Source organism: Pantoea alhagi (assembly GCF_002101395.1).
Lineage (GTDB): Bacteria > Pseudomonadota > Gammaproteobacteria > Enterobacterales > Enterobacteriaceae > Mixta > Mixta alhagi.
Map to the genome: position 1 here is coordinate 625,497 of NZ_CP019706.1, position 16,801 is coordinate 642,297.

At 54.2% G+C, this 16,801-nt stretch carries 14 protein-coding genes; all 14 read right to left on the minus strand.

Annotation, left to right across the window (positions count from 1 at the left end):
- Window positions 1-12 precede the first annotated feature (12 nt).
- Window positions 13-3,495, minus strand: a complete 3,483-nt coding sequence (dnaE, locus tag B1H58_RS02980; RefSeq protein ID WP_085067907.1) for a DNA polymerase III subunit alpha — start codon at window positions 3,493-3,495, stop codon at window positions 13-15.
- A gap of 33 nt (window positions 3,496-3,528) precedes the next feature.
- Window positions 3,529-4,155 carry a ribonuclease HII gene (rnhB, locus tag B1H58_RS02985; protein ID WP_085067908.1) on the minus strand — a complete coding sequence of 209 codons (627 nt, stop codon included), beginning with the start codon at window positions 4,153-4,155 and terminating at the stop codon, window positions 3,529-3,531.
- Window positions 4,148-5,296, minus strand: a complete 1,149-nt coding sequence (gene lpxB, locus B1H58_RS02990; RefSeq protein ID WP_085067909.1) for a lipid-A-disaccharide synthase — start codon at window positions 5,294-5,296, stop codon at window positions 4,148-4,150. Before lpxB ends, rnhB begins: the two co-directional genes overlap by 8 nt.
- Before the next feature lie 3 nt (window positions 5,297-5,299).
- The gene (gene lpxA / locus B1H58_RS02995; RefSeq protein WP_085067910.1) at window positions 5,300-6,088 is read right to left on the minus strand and encodes an acyl-ACP--UDP-N-acetylglucosamine O-acyltransferase; all 789 of its coding nucleotides are present in this window, start codon (window positions 6,086-6,088) and stop codon (window positions 5,300-5,302) included.
- Window positions 6,089-6,091: 3 nt separating this feature from the next.
- Window positions 6,092-6,547: a 3-hydroxyacyl-ACP dehydratase FabZ gene (fabZ, locus tag B1H58_RS03000; RefSeq protein ID WP_038628041.1), complete on the minus strand. Its 456-nt coding sequence runs from the start codon at window positions 6,545-6,547 to the stop codon at window positions 6,092-6,094.
- 156 nt (window positions 6,548-6,703) lie between these two features.
- On the minus strand, window positions 6,704-7,729 hold the full coding sequence (gene lpxD / locus B1H58_RS03005) for a UDP-3-O-(3-hydroxymyristoyl)glucosamine N-acyltransferase (RefSeq protein WP_085067911.1): 1,026 nt from the start codon (window positions 7,727-7,729) through the stop codon (window positions 6,704-6,706).
- A 3-nt stretch (window positions 7,730-7,732) separates the two neighbouring features.
- Window positions 7,733-8,230, minus strand: coding sequence for a molecular chaperone Skp (skp, locus tag B1H58_RS03010; protein WP_085067912.1), 498 nt, complete (start codon window positions 8,228-8,230; stop codon window positions 7,733-7,735).
- 125 nt (window positions 8,231-8,355) lie between these two features.
- A complete protein-coding gene (gene bamA / locus B1H58_RS03015; protein WP_085067913.1) occupies window positions 8,356-10,761 on the minus strand; it encodes an outer membrane protein assembly factor BamA in 2,406 nt (801 codons plus the stop codon).
- A gap of 52 nt (window positions 10,762-10,813) precedes the next feature.
- A complete protein-coding gene (rseP, locus tag B1H58_RS03020) occupies window positions 10,814-12,154 on the minus strand; it encodes a sigma E protease regulator RseP (protein WP_085067914.1) in 1,341 nt (446 codons plus the stop codon).
- A 12-nt stretch (window positions 12,155-12,166) separates the two neighbouring features.
- On the minus strand, window positions 12,167-13,024 hold the full coding sequence (gene cdsA, locus B1H58_RS03025) for a phosphatidate cytidylyltransferase (protein ID WP_085067915.1): 858 nt from the start codon (window positions 13,022-13,024) through the stop codon (window positions 12,167-12,169).
- Window positions 13,025-13,042: 18 nt separating this feature from the next.
- The gene (gene ispU, locus B1H58_RS03030) at window positions 13,043-13,795 is read right to left on the minus strand and encodes a (2E,6E)-farnesyl-diphosphate-specific ditrans,polycis-undecaprenyl-diphosphate synthase (protein WP_085067916.1); all 753 of its coding nucleotides are present in this window, start codon (window positions 13,793-13,795) and stop codon (window positions 13,043-13,045) included.
- A 188-nt stretch (window positions 13,796-13,983) separates the two neighbouring features.
- Window positions 13,984-15,186 (minus strand): 1-deoxy-D-xylulose-5-phosphate reductoisomerase, encoded by a 1,203-nt coding sequence (gene ispC / locus B1H58_RS03035; RefSeq protein ID WP_085067917.1) that lies wholly within the window; start codon window positions 15,184-15,186, stop codon window positions 13,984-13,986.
- Between the two features lie 140 nt (window positions 15,187-15,326).
- The gene (gene frr / locus B1H58_RS03040; protein ID WP_085067918.1) at window positions 15,327-15,884 is read right to left on the minus strand and encodes a ribosome recycling factor; all 558 of its coding nucleotides are present in this window, start codon (window positions 15,882-15,884) and stop codon (window positions 15,327-15,329) included.
- A 140-nt stretch (window positions 15,885-16,024) separates the two neighbouring features.
- A complete protein-coding gene (pyrH, locus tag B1H58_RS03045; protein WP_085067919.1) occupies window positions 16,025-16,750 on the minus strand; it encodes a UMP kinase in 726 nt (241 codons plus the stop codon).
- Between the last annotated feature and the right edge of the window lie 51 nt (window positions 16,751-16,801).

The following is a 16,801-nucleotide window of genomic DNA, read 5'->3' on the forward strand; positions in this document are numbered from 1 at the left end:
AATGTTCCTGTTTTAGTCAAACTCCAGTTCCACCTGCTCCGATCCTATCAGCGATCGCAGGTCATTAAGCAAACGATCGCAGGGAGATACGCGCCAGGCTGCGCCGAAACGCAGCTTAGCCCGCGCATCCGCTCTCTGATAGTAGAGATGTACCGGAATTGTCCCCGAACGATGGGGTTCCAGAGACTGACGGAGACGGTTTAAAAGCTGGTCATCAATTTGCCTGTCCGTCAGCGAGATAGCAAGTCCGCGCGCGTATTTTTCACGTGCCTCATCGATATCCATAATTTCGCGAGCGGTCATTTTAAGCCCACCGCTAAAATCATCAAAGCTGACCTGTCCGCTGACGATCAGGATACGGTCTTTTTCCAGCAGCTGCTGGTATTTATCAAGCGCATCTGTGAACAACATCACTTCCAGACGACCAGAACGGTCATCCAGTGTGCAGATGCCAATACGGTTACCGCGTTTAGTGACCATAACGCGGGCCGCCACCACCAAACCGGCCGCGGTCGTTATCTTACCGCGCTCGGTTGGGTGCATGTCTTTCAGGCGTACGCCACCCACGTAGCGCTCAATCTCTTTCAGGTACTGGTTGATCGGATGGCCGGTGAGATAGAGACCCAACGTCTCGCGCTCGCCATCCAGCTGCACCTGTTCCGGCCACGGCGTAATGCTGGCATAGGACTGTTCCACCTGCTCCGGCTCTTCCGCCAGCACGCCAAACATATCCGCCTGACCGATCGCTTCCGCTTTCGCATGCTGATCCGCCGCCTTCAGCGCATCGCCCAGCGCACTCATCAGCGCCGCGCGATGCGGCCCCAGACGGTCAAAAGCGCCGGACATAATCAGCTTTTCCATGACCCGACGATTGATCTTTTTCGGATCGGTGCGCGCACAAAGATCGAACAGCTCACGGAAATAGCCATCTTTGTTACGTGCTTCGATAATCGCTTCAATCGGGCCCTCACCGACGCCTTTAATTGCGCCGATGCCATACACGATTTCACCGTCGTCGTTGACGTGGAACTGATAGAGGCCAGAGTTAATATCCGGCGGCAGCACCTTCAGTCCCATGCGCCAGCACTCATCAACCAGGCCCACCACTTTTTCGGTATTGTCCATATCGGCAGTCATAACCGCTGCCATAAACTCAGCCGGATAGTGCGCCTTCAGCCACAGCGTCTGGTAAGAAACCAGCGCATAGGCGGCGGAGTGTGATTTATTGAAGCCGTAACCGGCGAATTTTTCCACCAGGTCGAAGATTTTCATCGACAGCTCGCCATCGATGCCCATGCTTTCCGCGCCTTCTTTAAACACGGAACGCTGTTTGGCCATCTCCTCCGGCTTTTTCTTACCCATAGCACGACGCAGCATATCTGCGCCGCCCAGCGTATAGCCCGCCAGCACCTGGGCAATTTGCATGACCTGTTCCTGGTAGAGGATAATGCCGTAGGTCGGCTCCAGTACCGGTTTCAGAGATTCATGCTGCCACTGAATATCAGGATAGGAGATCGCTTCACGACCATGTTTACGATCAATGAAGTTATCTACCATGCCTGACTGCAGCGGACCTGGACGGAACAGCGCCACCAGCGCGATCATATCCTCAAAGCAGTCCGGCTTCAGGCGTTTAATCAGATCTTTCATGCCGCGCGATTCAAGCTGAAACACCGCTGTGGTTTCCGCGCGCTGCAGCATATCAAAACTTTTTTTATCTTCCAGCGGAATCGCGGCGATATCGATCGGCGGCTCGCCCTGCTTCGCCCGACGCGCGTTGATCATCTCCAGCGCCCAGTTGATGATCGTCAGCGTACGCAGGCCAAGGAAGTCGAACTTCACCAGCCCGGCATATTCCACATCGTTCTTATCAAACTGGGTGACCGGATACTGGCCGTGCTCATCACAGTAAAGCGGAGCGAAGTCGGTGATTTTAGTCGGCGCAATTACAACGCCACCGGCGTGTTTACCGGCGTTGCGCGTTACCCCTTCCAGCTTGCGCGCCATATCGATAAGCGCCCTGACCTCTTCATCCGCCTCGTAGATTTCCGGCAGCTGCGGTTCAGCAGCGAAGGCTTTCTCCAGCGTCATGCCTGGATCGGGCGGCACCAGCTTAGAGATACGGTCAACAAAGCCGTAGGGATGTCCCAGCACGCGACCCACGTCACGGATAACCGCTTTCGCCGCCATGGTGCCGAAAGTGATAATCTGCGAAACCGCATCACGGCCATACATCTCAGCAACGTGCTCAATCACCTGATCGCGCTTCTCCATACAGAAGTCGACGTCGAAGTCAGGCATTGATACGCGTTCCGGGTTCAGGAAGCGTTCGAACAGCAGATCGAACTCCAGCGGATCGAGATCGGTAATTTTCAGCGCATAGGCCACCAGCGAACCGGCACCTGAACCACGTCCCGGGCCAACCGGGATACCGTTATCTTTCGACCACTGGATAAATTCCATAACGATCAGGAAGTAACCCGGGAAGCCCATCTGGTTAATAACGTTAAGTTCAATCTCCAGACGTTCGTCATATTCCACGCGCTTCTTTGCCCGCTCTTCCGGATCGGGGAAAAGAAACTCCAGACGCTCTTCCAGCCCTTCACGCGAACGCTTTACCAGAAAATCTTCGGTAGTCATATCGCCGGTCGGGAACTGCGGCAGGAAGTACTCGCCCAGCCGCACCGTTACGTTACAGCGACGGGCGATCTCCACGCTGTTTTCCAGCGCTTCCGGGATATCAGAAAAGAGCTCGCACATCTCCTCAGCGCTGCGCATATACTGCTGCGGGCTGTAATTGCGGGGGCGCTTGGGATCGTCCAGCGTATAGCCGTCATGGATCGCTACACGAATTTCATGCGCGTCGAAGTCATCCTCATTGATAAAGCAGACTTCATTGGTTGCCACCACGGGAATGCCTTCGGCAATCGCCAGTTCGACGGCGGCGTGCAGATAGCTTTCTTCATCCGGACGTCCGGTTCGGATCAGCTCCAGATAATAGCGGTCGGGGAAATGTTGCTGATAAAAGGACAGACACTGCGCTACCAGCGCCTGATTGCCGCGCAGCAGGCTGCGTCCGACATCGCCGCGCCGACCACCGGAGAGCAGAATCAGACCTTCCTGATGTTCGGCCAGCCAGTCACGATCGATGCTCGGGCCTTCCGGGCCGTAGCCGCGCTGATAGGCGCGTGAAATCAGCAGCGTCAGATTCTGATAGCCAGCATTATTCATCGCCAGCACGGTAATCTGCGACAGCTCATCGCCCATCAGTTCGCAGGCGACAAGAAAATCAGCGCCAATTATCGGTTTAATCCCTGCGCCGTGCGCCGTGCCGTAAAACTTCACCAGCCCGCACAGGTTGGTAAAGTCGGTGATTGCCATTGCCGGCATTCCCAGAGCCGCTGCCTTTTTCACCAGCGGACCGGTTTTCGCCAGTCCATCGACCATCGAATAATCGCTGTGGATACGCAGATGAATAAAACGTGGTTCGGCCATCTTTACTTTCCGGTTAACTGCAGCAAAGCGCGCTTAACGCGCGCGATTGGCGGTGAGATTAGTCACTTCGATGTCCAGCAGCGCATTACGCACTGGAGCAAAACTACGACGATGGTGCGGCGTAGCACCATGCTCTGTCAACATCGCCAGATGTTGTGCGGTGGGATAACCTTTATGCCGGGCAAAGCCGTACTGCGGAAACACCACATCCAGCTCGGCCATTTCACGATCGCGCGTCACTTTGGCGATAATCGACGCGGCGCTGATTTCCGCTACCAGGCTGTCGCCTTTGACTACCGCTGCGGACGGCATCGGCAATTCAGGGCAGCGATTGCCGTCAATCAATACATAGTCAGGCGTGACGGCCAGACCGGCCACCGCGCGCTGCATGGCCAGCATAGTGGCATGCAGAATGTTTAGCCGATCAATCTCTTCCGGTTCGGCTCGGCCCAGACTCCAGGCCAACGCTTTTTCACGGATTTCATCATACAGCGCCAGCCGACGCTTTTCGCTCAGCTTTTTCGAGTCCGCCAGCCCAGCGATCGGTTGGGCTGGATCGAGGATCACTGCCGCCGTAACAACCGCGCCAACCAGCGGCCCGCGTCCAACTTCATCAACGCCGGCAATAAGCCGCGCGTTGGGATAAATAAATTCAGCCATGCGCCAACTCCAGTACGGCCTGAGCCGCTTGTTCATCGGCATTCCAGCGGATCTGCTGGTGCAGCTCAGTAAAGGTTGCCAACAGCCTGTTGCGCGTTTCGCCCTGCGCCAGCAAGGGTTCCAGCGCTGCGGCCAGCCGTTCGGGCTGACACTCATCCTGAAGCAGTTCCGGCACCAGTTCGCGCCCGGCCAGCAAATTAGGCAGCGAAACATAGTCGGTTTTGACCAGCCGCTGCGCCAGCCAGAAGGTGAAAGGCTTCATGCGATACCCCACCACCATCGGACATTTTGCCAGCATGCACTCCAGCGCCGCCGTCCCGGAAGCCAGCAGCGCCGCATCGCTGGCAATCATCGCCTCGCGGCCCTGACCATCCAGCAGATGAACCGGTAGCTCAGGAGCCACCGCAGCTTTGATCTGCTCAAACTGTTCACGTCGACGGGCATTCACCAACGGCACCACGATTTCCAGCTGCGGCCATTTTTCCCGCAGCCGCTGCGCCGTCTTGAGAAAATCAGCGCTAAGCATTTCAACTTCAGCTTTACGCGAGCCGGGCAGTAAGGCCAGGCAGAGCGCCTGTTCGTCGATACCCAGTGTACGGCGCGCTGCGGTTTTATCCGGCTGTAGCGGCATCGCATCCGCCATGGTATGCCCGATAAAACGACAGGGAACCTCAAAGCGATCGTAAAACGCTTTTTCGAAAGGCAGGAAGGCCAACACCAGATCGGTGGCGCGACCGATCTTGAAGACCCGGTTTTGTCGCCATGCCCATACTGAAGGACTGACATAATGAATAGTGCGGATGCCGCGCTGTTTCAGCCGCCCTTCAAGGGTAATGTTAAAGTCGGGCGCATCGATACCTACAAAGACATCAGGCTTAAGCGCGGTAAAGCGGCGGGTTAAATCACGACGGATTTTTAACAGGCGCGGCAGGCGCTCCAGCACCTCAACGATGCCCATCACCGCCAGCTCCTCCATGTCGTACCAGCTCTCGCAGCCTTCCGCCAGCATGCGCGGACCAGCCACGCCAACAAAGCGGGCGTCAGGATGTTTGGCTTTGAGCGCGCGAATTAAACCGGCACCAAGAATATCGCCGGAGGTTTCTCCGGCGACAAGGGCAATCGTTAAAGGACGAGCAGCCATGGGTTAACGAATCAGACCTCGCGTTGAGCGGGCAAAGAAGTCGTAAAACGGCTTAACCTCAGCGTGCTTCTCAGCCAGCGCTTCGATTTCCGGCTTCACTTCATCCAGCGTCCTGCCGCTGCGATATAACAGCTTGTAGGCGGCACGAATCGCATGCAACGCTTCTTTATCGAAACCACGTCGTTTCAGGCCTTCAATATTGATGCCAAACGGCGTGGCATGGTTGCCCTGCGCGATAACGTAAGGCGGCACGTCCTGCGCTACGCCAGAACAACCACCCACCATAACGTGCGCGCCGATAATACAGAACTGATGCACTGCCGTCATGCCGCCAATAATGGCAAAGTCATCCACCGTAACATGTCCGCCCAGCGTGGCGTTATTGGCGAAAATACAGCGGTTGCCAATAATGCAGTCATGAGCGATATGCGCATTCACCATCAACAGGTTATCGCTGCCGATGCGAGTCACGCCGCCGCCCTGCACCGTGCCACGATGAATGGTCACACTTTCGCGGATGCTGTTACGATCGCCAATTTCAACGCGCGTTGGCTCACCAGCATATTTCAGGTCCTGGTTCACCTCACCAATAGAAGCGAACTGGGTAATAATATTGTCTTTACCGATGCGGGTATGTCCGTTCACCACCACGTGGGATTTCAGGACGGTACCTTCACCAATTTCAACATTTGCACCGATATAGCAAAAGGGGCCAATGTGGACACGGGCACCAATGATGGCACCCTCTTCGACGATAGAACTCGGATGAATTACGGCAGTAGCATCAATCACGTATTATGCCTCCCGGCTACGGGCACACATCATGGTCGCTTCACAGACAATTTTACCGTCCACGGTAGCCACGCCTTTAAAGCGCGTCAGACCACGACGGGTTTTTTCGAAAGTGACTTCCATTATCATCTGATCGCCCGGTACCACCGGACGCTTAAAGCGCGCTTCGTCAATTCCGGCAAAGTAGTACAGTTCGCCCGGCTCAAGTTTACCAACGCTTTTAAACGCCAGAATACCTGTCGCCTGCGCCATCGCCTCAAGAATCAAAACGCCTGGAAAAATCGGTTTACCAGGGAAGTGTCCCTGGAAAAACGGTTCGTTAACCGAGACGTTTTTCACCGCACGCAGATATTTATGCTCTTCGAACTCCAGGACACGATCGACCAGTAAAAACGGATAACGGTGCGGCAGTAGTTCTAAAATCTCTTCAATATTCAGAGTATGAGTTTCAGTAGTCAAAATACTCTTCCTGTCCTAAAAATTCTGATGACATCAATAACACGGCCTGCACCGATCAGACGATCGTCGGCAGGCCGCAAATTAGTTTATGTGGCGCCTGGCTTCCCTGCTTAGCATGTTTTATTTATGAAAGCCGGACAGCGGTGAAGTGTACGTTTAGTCGTCTTTGCCGACTTTGCGCTCGATGGCTTTTAAGCGCTTGCTCATTTCATCGATATTCATCACCAGCGCTGCGGTTTTACGCCAGGTTTTATTAGGTTGCAATGGAATGCCTGAAGAGTATACCCCAGGTTCAGTGATGGGGCGCATCACCATTCCCATGCCGGTTACCGTCACTTTGTCACAAATTTCCATGTGTCCATTAATGACGCTGGCCCCGCCGATCATACAGTAACGACCGATTTTCAGGCTACCCGCCATGATTACACCGCCAGCAACAGCCGTATTGTCGCCAATCACTACGTTATGTGCAATCTGACATTGGTTATCAATGATAACACCATTACCAATCTGAGTGTTATCCAGTGCACCACGATCGATGGTGGTACAGGCACCAATTTCGACGCGATCGCCAATAATCACCGAACCAAGCTGAGGGATTTTCACCCAGTTGCCGCGATCGTTGGCATAGCCGAAGCCGTCAGCGCCGATCACCGTACCCGACTGGATCAGGCACTGCTCACCAATACGGATTTCATGATAAATGGTGACGTTAGCCCACAGGCGCGTACCGGCACCGATATGCGTGTTCTTACCTACAAAGCAGCCTGCGCCGATCACCACGTTATCGCCAAGCACAACGCCTGACTCGATAACGGCATTTGCGCCAATGGAAACGTTGCTGCCCAGCGTAGCGCTGGCGTCGATCACCGCGCTTGCGGCGATATTTTGCGCCGGTTGTGGCGTGGTATCAAGCAGCTGTGCCATGCGCGCGTAGGTCAGATAAGGATTTTTAACCACCAGCGCGGCGCTGCGGCACCAGGAGAGATCTTCCTGGGTCAGTACCACGGCAGATGCCTGACATTCAGCAAGCTGCTCACGGTAACGGCTGTTGGCGAGAAAAGTGATTTGACCATCTTGGGCGGAGTGCATAGAAGCAATGCCGGAGATGACGATATCGCCATCTCCGTGCAATTCTGCATCCAACTGCTGGGCTAAATCAGCCAGTCGAATTGAAGACATTGATTATTTAACCTGTTTCAGAACGTCAGCGGTGATGTCTTTGGCATTCGCCGCATAAGCGACTGCGTTAGCATCGATAACCACATCATAGCCATCATCAGCAGCAACTTTCTTTACAGCGTCCTGAATACGGCTCAACAGCTTGTTACGCTCTTCCATCTGGCGACGGCGATTGTCCTGCTCAAAAGCCTGCGCTTTGGTAGCGAAGGTTTCACGCTGAGACATGATATCTTTTTCCATACGGCTGCGCTCGCTGGCCTTCATGGTTGAAGCATCACGTTGCAGGCGCTGCATTTTTGCCTGTAGATCGCGTTCCTGGCTTTGCAGTTCAGTAGCACGGCCTTTAAATTCGTTTTCCAGCTGCTTCGCAACAGAGGCACGTTGCGGTAACTGTTGGAAAATGCTGGACACGTTTACCACGGCAATTTTATCAGCAGCCTGAGCGCCTGCGGAAACCGCTAAAGCGAGACCCAGACCTGCGGCACACAACAACTTTTTCACTATTAACTCCTTACCATCAACGTTTGTGTCAAAGACACACTTTTGCCTGAGACGCTGGCCCGTGGTCAACCCGCAGGCCAGCGAACAGTGCGATACTTAACAGCTTTACTTCCCTGAAGCGCGCATTACCAGGTTTTACCAATGTTAAACTGGAACTGCTCCGCTTTATCTCCATCATATTTCTTAAGCGGCTGGGCGTAGGAGAACACCAACGGTCCCAGCGGCGACATCCACTGCAGCGCGATACCGCTGGAGATGCGAATATTGGCCGGATCGCTGTAATCCGGAATGCCCGCAGCACGGGTATCAGCGGTATTCTCCCAGTGGGTATCCCAAACGGTACCGGCATCCACAAACAGTGACGTACGTACTGAGTTAGAATACTTCTCGCTGATAAACGGCGTCGGCGTGATCAGCTCAAGGCTGGCCACCGCCATGGCGTTACCACCGACGGCATCATCTGATTTACACAGGTTTTGGCTACCGGAGCAGGTCGATGAGTTGTCGTTCAGGTAAGCCGCTTTCGGACCAATGTTATTGGAGCGGAAGCCGCGAACCGTGCTGGAACCACCTGCATAGAAGTTCTCATAAAACGGCAGCTCTTTATCGCTAAGCCCGTCGCCATAGCCTACGCGGCCACGTCCCAACAGTACCCAGGTATGATCGTTATCGATCGGCATGTACTGCTGCGTATCCAGCGTAACTTTGTAGAAGCTGTTATCGGAACCAGGAATGGTAACTTTACCGTTCAGGTTGGTACGGTTACCGGACGTGGGGAAGAAACCACGGTCGAGGTTGTTGTATGTCCAGCCATAGTTAAAGGTAAAGTCATCAGCAGCATATTCGCTATCGCCTGAAAGCGATGGGTTCTGTCCGACCGACTCCAGATAACGCCACATCGCCACCTGCGGCTGCATATTGGAGAGATCGTTATGCACATAGCCAAGGCCCACGCGCAGCGTGTTGTTTTCATTAACCGGGAAGCCCAGCGTGCCATCCAGACCATAACTTTTGTTGGTATAGTCAGAAAGGTCGGCATCGTCCGCTTTAAAGTCGTTATAGAAGATGCGTCCGCCGAGGCTGACCCCATCCACCGTAAAGTACGGGTCGGTCAGGGAGAATTCCGCGTAGGTCTGATAATCGTTTTTGGTGCCGCTAATGCCAACGGTATTACCGGTGCCCAGCCAGTTATCCTGGGTTACGCCAACCTGGAAGCTTACGCCGCTCTCGGTGCCGTAGCCAATACCAAAGTTAAAGGTACCGGTGTTACGCTCTTTCACCTTATAGACGACATCAACCTGATCCGGCGTGCCCGGTACGCGCTGCGTATCGACATCAACCGTTTCGAAATAGCCGGTACGGTTCAGGCGCTCTTTACCCTGCTCAACCAGGTTGCTGCCCAGCCATGCGCCTTCCATCTGACGCATTTCACGACGCAGCACGGCATCTTTAGAGGTATCGTTGCCCTCAAAGCGCACCTTACGTACGTAGTAACGGTTGCCGGCATCAACATTCACATGCAGTTTTACCGTTTTATCGGCATCGTTGATTTCCGGCTGCGTTACCACGCGTGGATAGGCATAACCATAGCGGCCTAACAGCTGCTTGATGTTGTCTTCCATTTTGGTGACTTTAGTGCCGTTATACAGCTCGCCCGGTACAACTTTCGCCAGACTTTCGATCTCTGCAGAGTGACCTGCCATGCTGCCGTTCACCACCACGCCGGAGAGTTTATACTGCTCGCCTTCGTTGATATTAATGGTGATATAGATGCCTTTTTTATCCGGCGTCAGGCTGACCTGCGTGGAATCGATATTGAAACGTGCATAGCCGCGATCCAGATAGAAGCTGCGCAGGGTTTCTAAATCGCCCGCCAGTTTCTGCTTCTGATATTTACGATCGCCGACCAGGTTCCACCACGGCACCTCATCACGCAGCTGGAAGCGCGAGATCAGCTCATCAGAGCTAAAGGCCTTGTTACCAACAACGTTAATCTGCTGGATTTTCGCCGAAACGCCTTCGGTAAATACCAGTTTGAGATCGACACGGTTACGCGGCAGCGGGGTCACGACAGCTTTTACGCTGGCGCTATATTTACCTACGCTGTAGTAGAAATCTTCCAGCCCCTTCTCGATGCTGGAAATGGTGGTGCGATCCAGCGCCTCGCCGACGCGCACGCCGGAAGCTTCCAGATTCTGTTTGAGCATCTCTTCTTTCACCGCTTTGTTACCGGAGAAAGTGATGCTGGCAATGGTGGGACGCTCTTTCACCTGAACGATCAGCGTGTTGCCGTCGCGCAGAACCTGAACATCTTCGAAATTCCCGGTAGCAAACAGGGCGCGAATGGTATTACTGACATCTTCATCGTCTACCGTATCACCAACACGCACCGGCATGCTGAGCAGAGCCGCACCGACAGCGACTCGCTGCAGTCCTTCGAAATGAATGTCCTTCACCACGAACCCGTCTGCACCGTAAACGGTGGCGCTGCTAAACAGCAGCGACGCTATGAGCAACTTTTTCATCGCCATCGTTGTTATGCGTTCTTCCTAACACGTCCCAGCCTGGATAACGTTCCGGTCATCACAGGCGAGAGAAATCATTGAATAGTGCAAGCCCCATTAACAGCACCAGCAGAATTGAGCCAATGCGATAACTGAAGTCCTGAACTCGCTCAGACACCGGTTTCCCTTTGATTTTTTCAATCGCCAGGAAAAGCAGATGCCCACCATCTAATACCGGTAACGGGAAGAGATTAATAATACCGAGATTCACGCTGATAAGCGCGAGAAACATCAGGTAATAAATTATCCCGTACTCCGCTGACATCCCGGCGCCTTGCGCGATAGAAATCGGCCCGCTCAGGTTGTTCAGCTTAACATCTCCGGTGATCAGTTTGCCAAGCATGCCGACCGTCAGCTTCATTAACTGCCAGGTTTTCTCCCCGGCCTCGCCAATAGCAGCAAACGGGCCATACTGGCGCACCGTTTTATACTCTTCAGGCAACGGTAGCACGCGCGGTACGACACCGGCGAAGCCTTCCGACCCTTTTGCGGCTGGCGTCAACGTAAGGCTGACAACCTCGCCCTGGCGTTCCACATCCAACGCAATCGCTTTATCAGGGCTTTCCCGCACCAGGTTGACAAACTGTCGCCAGTCGGCCAGCGATCGACCATCGACTTTAACGATCCTGTCACCTGCTTGCAAACCTGCCGCACTGGCAGGTGAGTTCGCCTGGACTTCTGCCAGCACCGTTTCAATCTCAGGGCCGCGCGGTGCGATACCTAACGCCACAACCGGGTCCTGCTTATCAGGTTCAAAATGCCAGTTGCGCAGATCGACCTGTTTTTCCACGCGCTGTGATGAGCCAAACGGCGATAACGTTAAGGTAACGTCGGTATCACCGATTTTACCGATCAGCGCCATACGCACAGCATCCCAGTCAGGCGTTTCGATGCCATCAACCGCTTTAAGTTCCATGCCAGGCGAAATTTGCGCCTCAGCCGCCACCGAGCCGTTCAGGATTTCACCGGTAACCGGACGCACACCTGGTACGCCGTGAATAAAGACCAGCCAGTAAGCAAAAATAGCAAACAGGAAGTTAGCCGCAGGACCGGCAGCAATCACTGCGGCGCGCTGCAGCACGGTTTTATTGTTGAAGGACTGATGACGTAGCTCGGGCGGCACGCTTTCTACACGCTCATCCAGCATTTTGACATAGCCGCCAAGCGGAATTAGGGCAATCACATACTCAGTGCCAAGGCGATCACGACGACGCCAGAGCGCTTTACCAAAACCAACAGAAAAGCGCTCTACCCTGATGCCACAGCGACGCGCTACCCAGAAATGACCAAACTCATGAACGGTAATCAGCACGCCCAGCGCAACGATAAAGGCAGCAAGACTCCAGATAAAGCTCAACATAACGTCTTGTCCTTACAGCGCCCTGAATACCAACAGCAGCAAACAGGCAAAAACCGGCACCGCCGCCGTCAGGCTGTCAATGCGATCGAGAATGCCACCGTGTCCGGGGATAAGATGTCCGCTGTCTTTAATGCCCGCTTCGCGTTTAAACATGCTTTCCGTGAGGTCGCCCAACACGGAAGCCAGCGCGGCGATTACAGAGCAGGTTAACAACACGCCCGGCGCCACGTTTAGCGGCGCCCATAAACCAAACAACCACGCAATCAGCGCGGAGGTCAGCAGACCACCAAAAAAGCCTTCCCAGGTTTTACCCGGCGAAACCTTCGGTGCCAGCTTATGTTTGCCGAATAAACGACCAAACATATAGGCTCCAGAATCGGCACCCCAGACCAGAATCAATACGTACAGCAGCCACCAGGCACCGGCAAAATGATCCGCATCATAATGGTACTGACGCAGCGCAACCATGCCGCAGAAGAACGGCACAATGGTGAAAATGCCAAATACCAGACGCAGTACGCGCGAATGCCGCCAGAACCCTGCGGAGGCCGGATAGCGCAGCACCAGCAGCAGCGCACCAATCCACCAGGCCAGCGCAACCCAAAGCGAACCGCCTATTTGCGGCAGTTGAACAGCATGTTGATAAGGGGGAAGCGTAAATAACATCACGGCAAGCAGCAGGCCGCAAAGTACGGCCAGCCAGATACGCTGGAGACGGGTGGTGAAGCCAGCAAACTGGCCCCATTCCCATGCGGCCAGCATGCATACCACCAGAGTGGTGATGGCAAATCCTGATGGCGGTAACCAGAAAAGCGCAGCGATCACCAAAGGGATCAGTATGAACGCTGTAATCAGACGCGACTTCAGCAAAGGTTACCCCCAGGGCGCTCAGGCGCCGCCAGGTGCTGCGCCGCCAAATCGACGCTCACGATGTGAAAAAGCATTCATTGCACCTTCAAAAACTTGTTCGTCAAAATCAGGCCAGAGAACATCGGTAAAGTAAAACTCCGCGTAGGCGATTTGCCACAGCAGGAAGTTACTGATGCGGTGTTCCCCCCCGGTCCTTATTACCAGATCCACCGGTGCCAAATCATGCATACAGAGAAATCCGGACAGCGTAGTTTCTTCGATCTGGTCAGGACGGAGTAATCCTTCCTGCACCTGCTCGGCTATCTTTCTTACGCCGTGAATAATATCCCAACGGCCGCCATAATTCGCGGCAATGTTGAGGGTCAATCCATTATTTTGTTGAGTAAGTTCCTCAGCGCGACGAATGCGCTCCTGTAAGCGTGAATTAAAACGGCTAATATCGCCAATAATTCTTAACCGAACATTGTGCTTGTGCAGGCTTTTTACTTCGCTATCAAGCGCCCAGACAAACAGCTCCATCAGCGCAACCACTTCCTGCGCCGGACGGGACCAGTTTTCGCTACTGAAGGCATAAAGCGTGAGCGCTTCCAGCTTGTTACTGACGGCAAAGCTTACGGCGCGACGCACCGACTTCACGCCCGCTTTATGACCGGAAACGCGGAGTTTACCCTGATTTTTCGCCCAGCGGCCGTTGCCATCCATGATGATGGCCACATGACGCGGGCCTGTCCGCTGCTGGTCATCGGTTGTTATTTGAGTTTCGGACGACATAACGCGTATTCATTTCCTTTCATCAGAAATACAGCGGCTTCTGAATACATTTCCCGTGCGGCTGTAAAAAAGCCGTGACGATCACGGCTCTGTTCACCGCTTTGGCTGTGTGTAAATGCGAAACGGGAGCCGGGGACTATACCAGTTTCATCCCAGGCTCACAAATAGCGACCACGCAAATTGACGAATTACCCGGCCTTAGCGAAACGCGGCAGTAGCGCCTGCGCGGCAAGACGCGACTCGCTGTCAATGGCCAACACCGCCTCCACGCTCTGTGGTTCGCCGTGATGAAGCGCTGCCAATACCGCTGCATTCAGCGCGGCAATATCGGTAAAGCGAAGCTGACCCTTAAGAAACGCGGCGACCGCAATTTCATTAGCTGCATTGAGTGCGGTGGTCGCCGCCTGCCCCTGTTCACATGCATCCATCGCCAGTTTCAGGCAGGGATAGCGATTAAAATCAGGTTCGGCGAAGGTTAGCGCCTTCATGCGTGTAAAATCGAGCGGTGTTACGCCTGCTTCTACACGCTGCGGCCAGGCCATCGTATGGGCAATCGGCGTGCGCATATCTGGAGATCCCAGCTGCGCCAGCACACTGCCATCGCGATAACGCACCATAGAGTGAATCACCGACTGCGGGTGCAGAATAACTTCCATCTGCGCATCGGTTGCATTAAACAGCCAGCGGGCTTCAATGTATTCAAGACCTTTATTCATCATGGTGGCGGAGTCAACAGAGATTTTTCGCCCCATCGACCAGTTCGGATGCGCGCAGGCTTGCTCCGGCGTAACGGTTGCCAGTGCCGACAGCGGCGTGTCACGAAACGGTCCACCCGATCCCGTAAGGATAATCGACTCTATGCCGTTTTCCTGGAGGTTAGCGTATCCTAACTGTTGCTGGATGGAAGCCGGTAAACTCTGAAAAATGGCATTATGCTCGCTGTCGACCGGAAGCAGCCGCGCGCCGCTGGCGCTCACCGCCTCCATAAATAAACGGCCGCACGTGACAAGTGATTCTTTATTCGCCAGCAGTACGGTTTTTCCGGCGCGAATCGCCGCCAGAGTAGGCAGCAGCCCGGCCGCTCCAACAATCGCCGCCATAACCTGATCGACATCGTCCAGCGCCGCCAGCTGACACGCAGCCTCTTCGCCAGCCAGCACCTCTGTATCAACACCCAGCTCGCTTAAACGCTGACGCAGCTGACGCGCTGAGGCCTCGTCCGCCATTGCGGCAAAGGCAGGACGAAAATGCAGGCACTGCTCGGTCATCAGATCGACGTTATAGCCGGCAACCAGCGCTTTAATCGCATAAAGATGAGGATTTGCCTGCACCACCGCCAGCGTATTGGTGCCAATCGATCCGGTGGAGCCGAGAATGGTTAATTGCTTCATGAGGCCGCTCTGTGTAGAAATTCGGACACGGCGCTACAGAGAAATGCGCCAGTGCGCCAATTATGGTGGGACAAAACAAAACGCCGTCAAACAGCGTAATCTGTACGCTGTGGACGGCGTTTTACCGGGGCTGGATGGAATTAGAAATCCATCAGCTCCGTTTCTTTTTCAGCCAGCGCAGCATCAAGTTTCTTGATCCAGGTGTCGGTCATTTTTTGTACTTCATCCTGCGCACGACGCTCTTCGTCTTCGCCGATCGCTTTATCTTTCAACAGCGCTTTGATTTTGTCGTTGGCGTCGCGACGCACGTTACGCACGGATACACGGCCCTGCTCTGCTTCGCCACGTACGACCTTGATCAGATCTTTACGACGCTCTTCCGTCAACGCGGGCAGCGGCACGCGAATATCCGTACCGGCAGAGCTCGGATTAAGACCGAGATCGGACGACATAATCGCTTTCTCAACGGCCTGGCTCAGGGAGCGGTCAAACACGTTGATCTTCAGCGTGCGTGAGTCTTCGACGGTAACGTTGGCCAGCTGGCGCAGCGGAGTCGGCGTACCGTAATACTCAACTACGATACCGTCGAGAAGCGCTGGTGATGCGCGGCCAGTGCGTACTTTGCCGATGTTATTTTTGAACGCCTCAACGCATTTTTCCATGCGCGTGTCGGCATCTTTTTTGATGTCGTTAATCACGTTGTAACCCTTGGATTCTGTTTGACCTGCCACAACAACGTGCCAGGAAACGGTAAAATTCGTCGATAATCCTGAACGGTGCGCGTCGCTTGTTTGCGCCGCGCCGACAGAATATACCTTATTTTACGCCGTGACGGATATTAATGCGTAATCAGGGTGCCTTCTTTTTCACCCATTACCACACGACGCAACGCGCCCGGCTTATTCATATTAAAGACGCGAATCGGCAGCTGATGGTCGCGCGCCAGTGTAAAGGCGGCCAGGTCCATCACTTTCAGCTCACGCTCCAGTACTTCCTGATAGGATAGCTGATCGTAGAGCGTAGCATCGGGCGTTTTTACCGGATCGGCAGAATAGACGCCATCCACTTTCGTGGCTTTCAGGACAACATCGGCTTCAATTTCAATACCACGCAGGCAGGCTGCGGAATCGGTGGTAAAGAAAGGATTGCCGGTGCCGGCAGAGAAAATAACAACGCGATTATTACGCAGCAGGCTAATTGCTTCCGCCCAGCTGTAGTTATCGCACACGCCGTTAAGCGGGATCGCGGACATCAAACGCGCGTTCACATAGGCGCGGTGCAGCGCATCACGCATCGCCAGGCCGTTCATTACGGTAGCCAGCATGCCCATATGATCGCCAACAACGCGGTTCATTCCCGCCTGAGCCAGACCTGCGCCGCGGAACAGGTTACCCCCACCAATAACGACGCCAACCTGAATACCCAGCTCAACCAGCTCTTTAATTTCCTGAGCCATGCGATCGAGCACGCTCGCGTCGATGCCGAAACCTTCGGCGCCCTGCAGCGCTTCGCCACTGAGTTTTAGCAGGATACGTTGATATACAGGTTTTGCATTGGTAGCCATGGTCGTTTTTTTCCTGGAAGCTATCATGAAATAATGAGGAGTTAGATCCGA

Coding starts and splice junctions, on each gene's coding strand:
- dnaE (WP_085067907.1), bottom strand. CDS start 3,495: ATGGCCGAACCACGTTTTATTCATCTGCGTATCCACAGCGATTATTCG.
- rnhB (WP_085067908.1), bottom strand. CDS start 4,155: ATGGCTGAATTTATTTATCCCAACGCGCGGCTTATTGCCGGCGTTGAT.
- lpxB (WP_085067909.1), bottom strand. CDS start 5,296: ATGGCTGCTCGTCCTTTAACGATTGCCCTTGTCGCCGGAGAAACCTCC.
- lpxD (WP_085067911.1), bottom strand. CDS start 7,729: ATGTCTTCAATTCGACTGGCTGATTTAGCCCAGCAGTTGGATGCAGAA.
- bamA (WP_085067913.1), bottom strand. CDS start 10,761: ATGGCGATGAAAAAGTTGCTCATAGCGTCGCTGCTGTTTAGCAGCGCC.
- rseP (WP_085067914.1), bottom strand. CDS start 12,154: ATGTTGAGCTTTATCTGGAGTCTTGCTGCCTTTATCGTTGCGCTGGGC.
- ispU (WP_085067916.1), bottom strand. CDS start 13,795: ATGTCGTCCGAAACTCAAATAACAACCGATGACCAGCAGCGGACAGGC.
- ispC (WP_085067917.1), bottom strand. CDS start 15,186: ATGAAGCAATTAACCATTCTCGGCTCCACCGGATCGATTGGCACCAAT.
- pyrH (WP_085067919.1), bottom strand. CDS start 16,750: ATGGCTACCAATGCAAAACCTGTATATCAACGTATCCTGCTAAAACTC.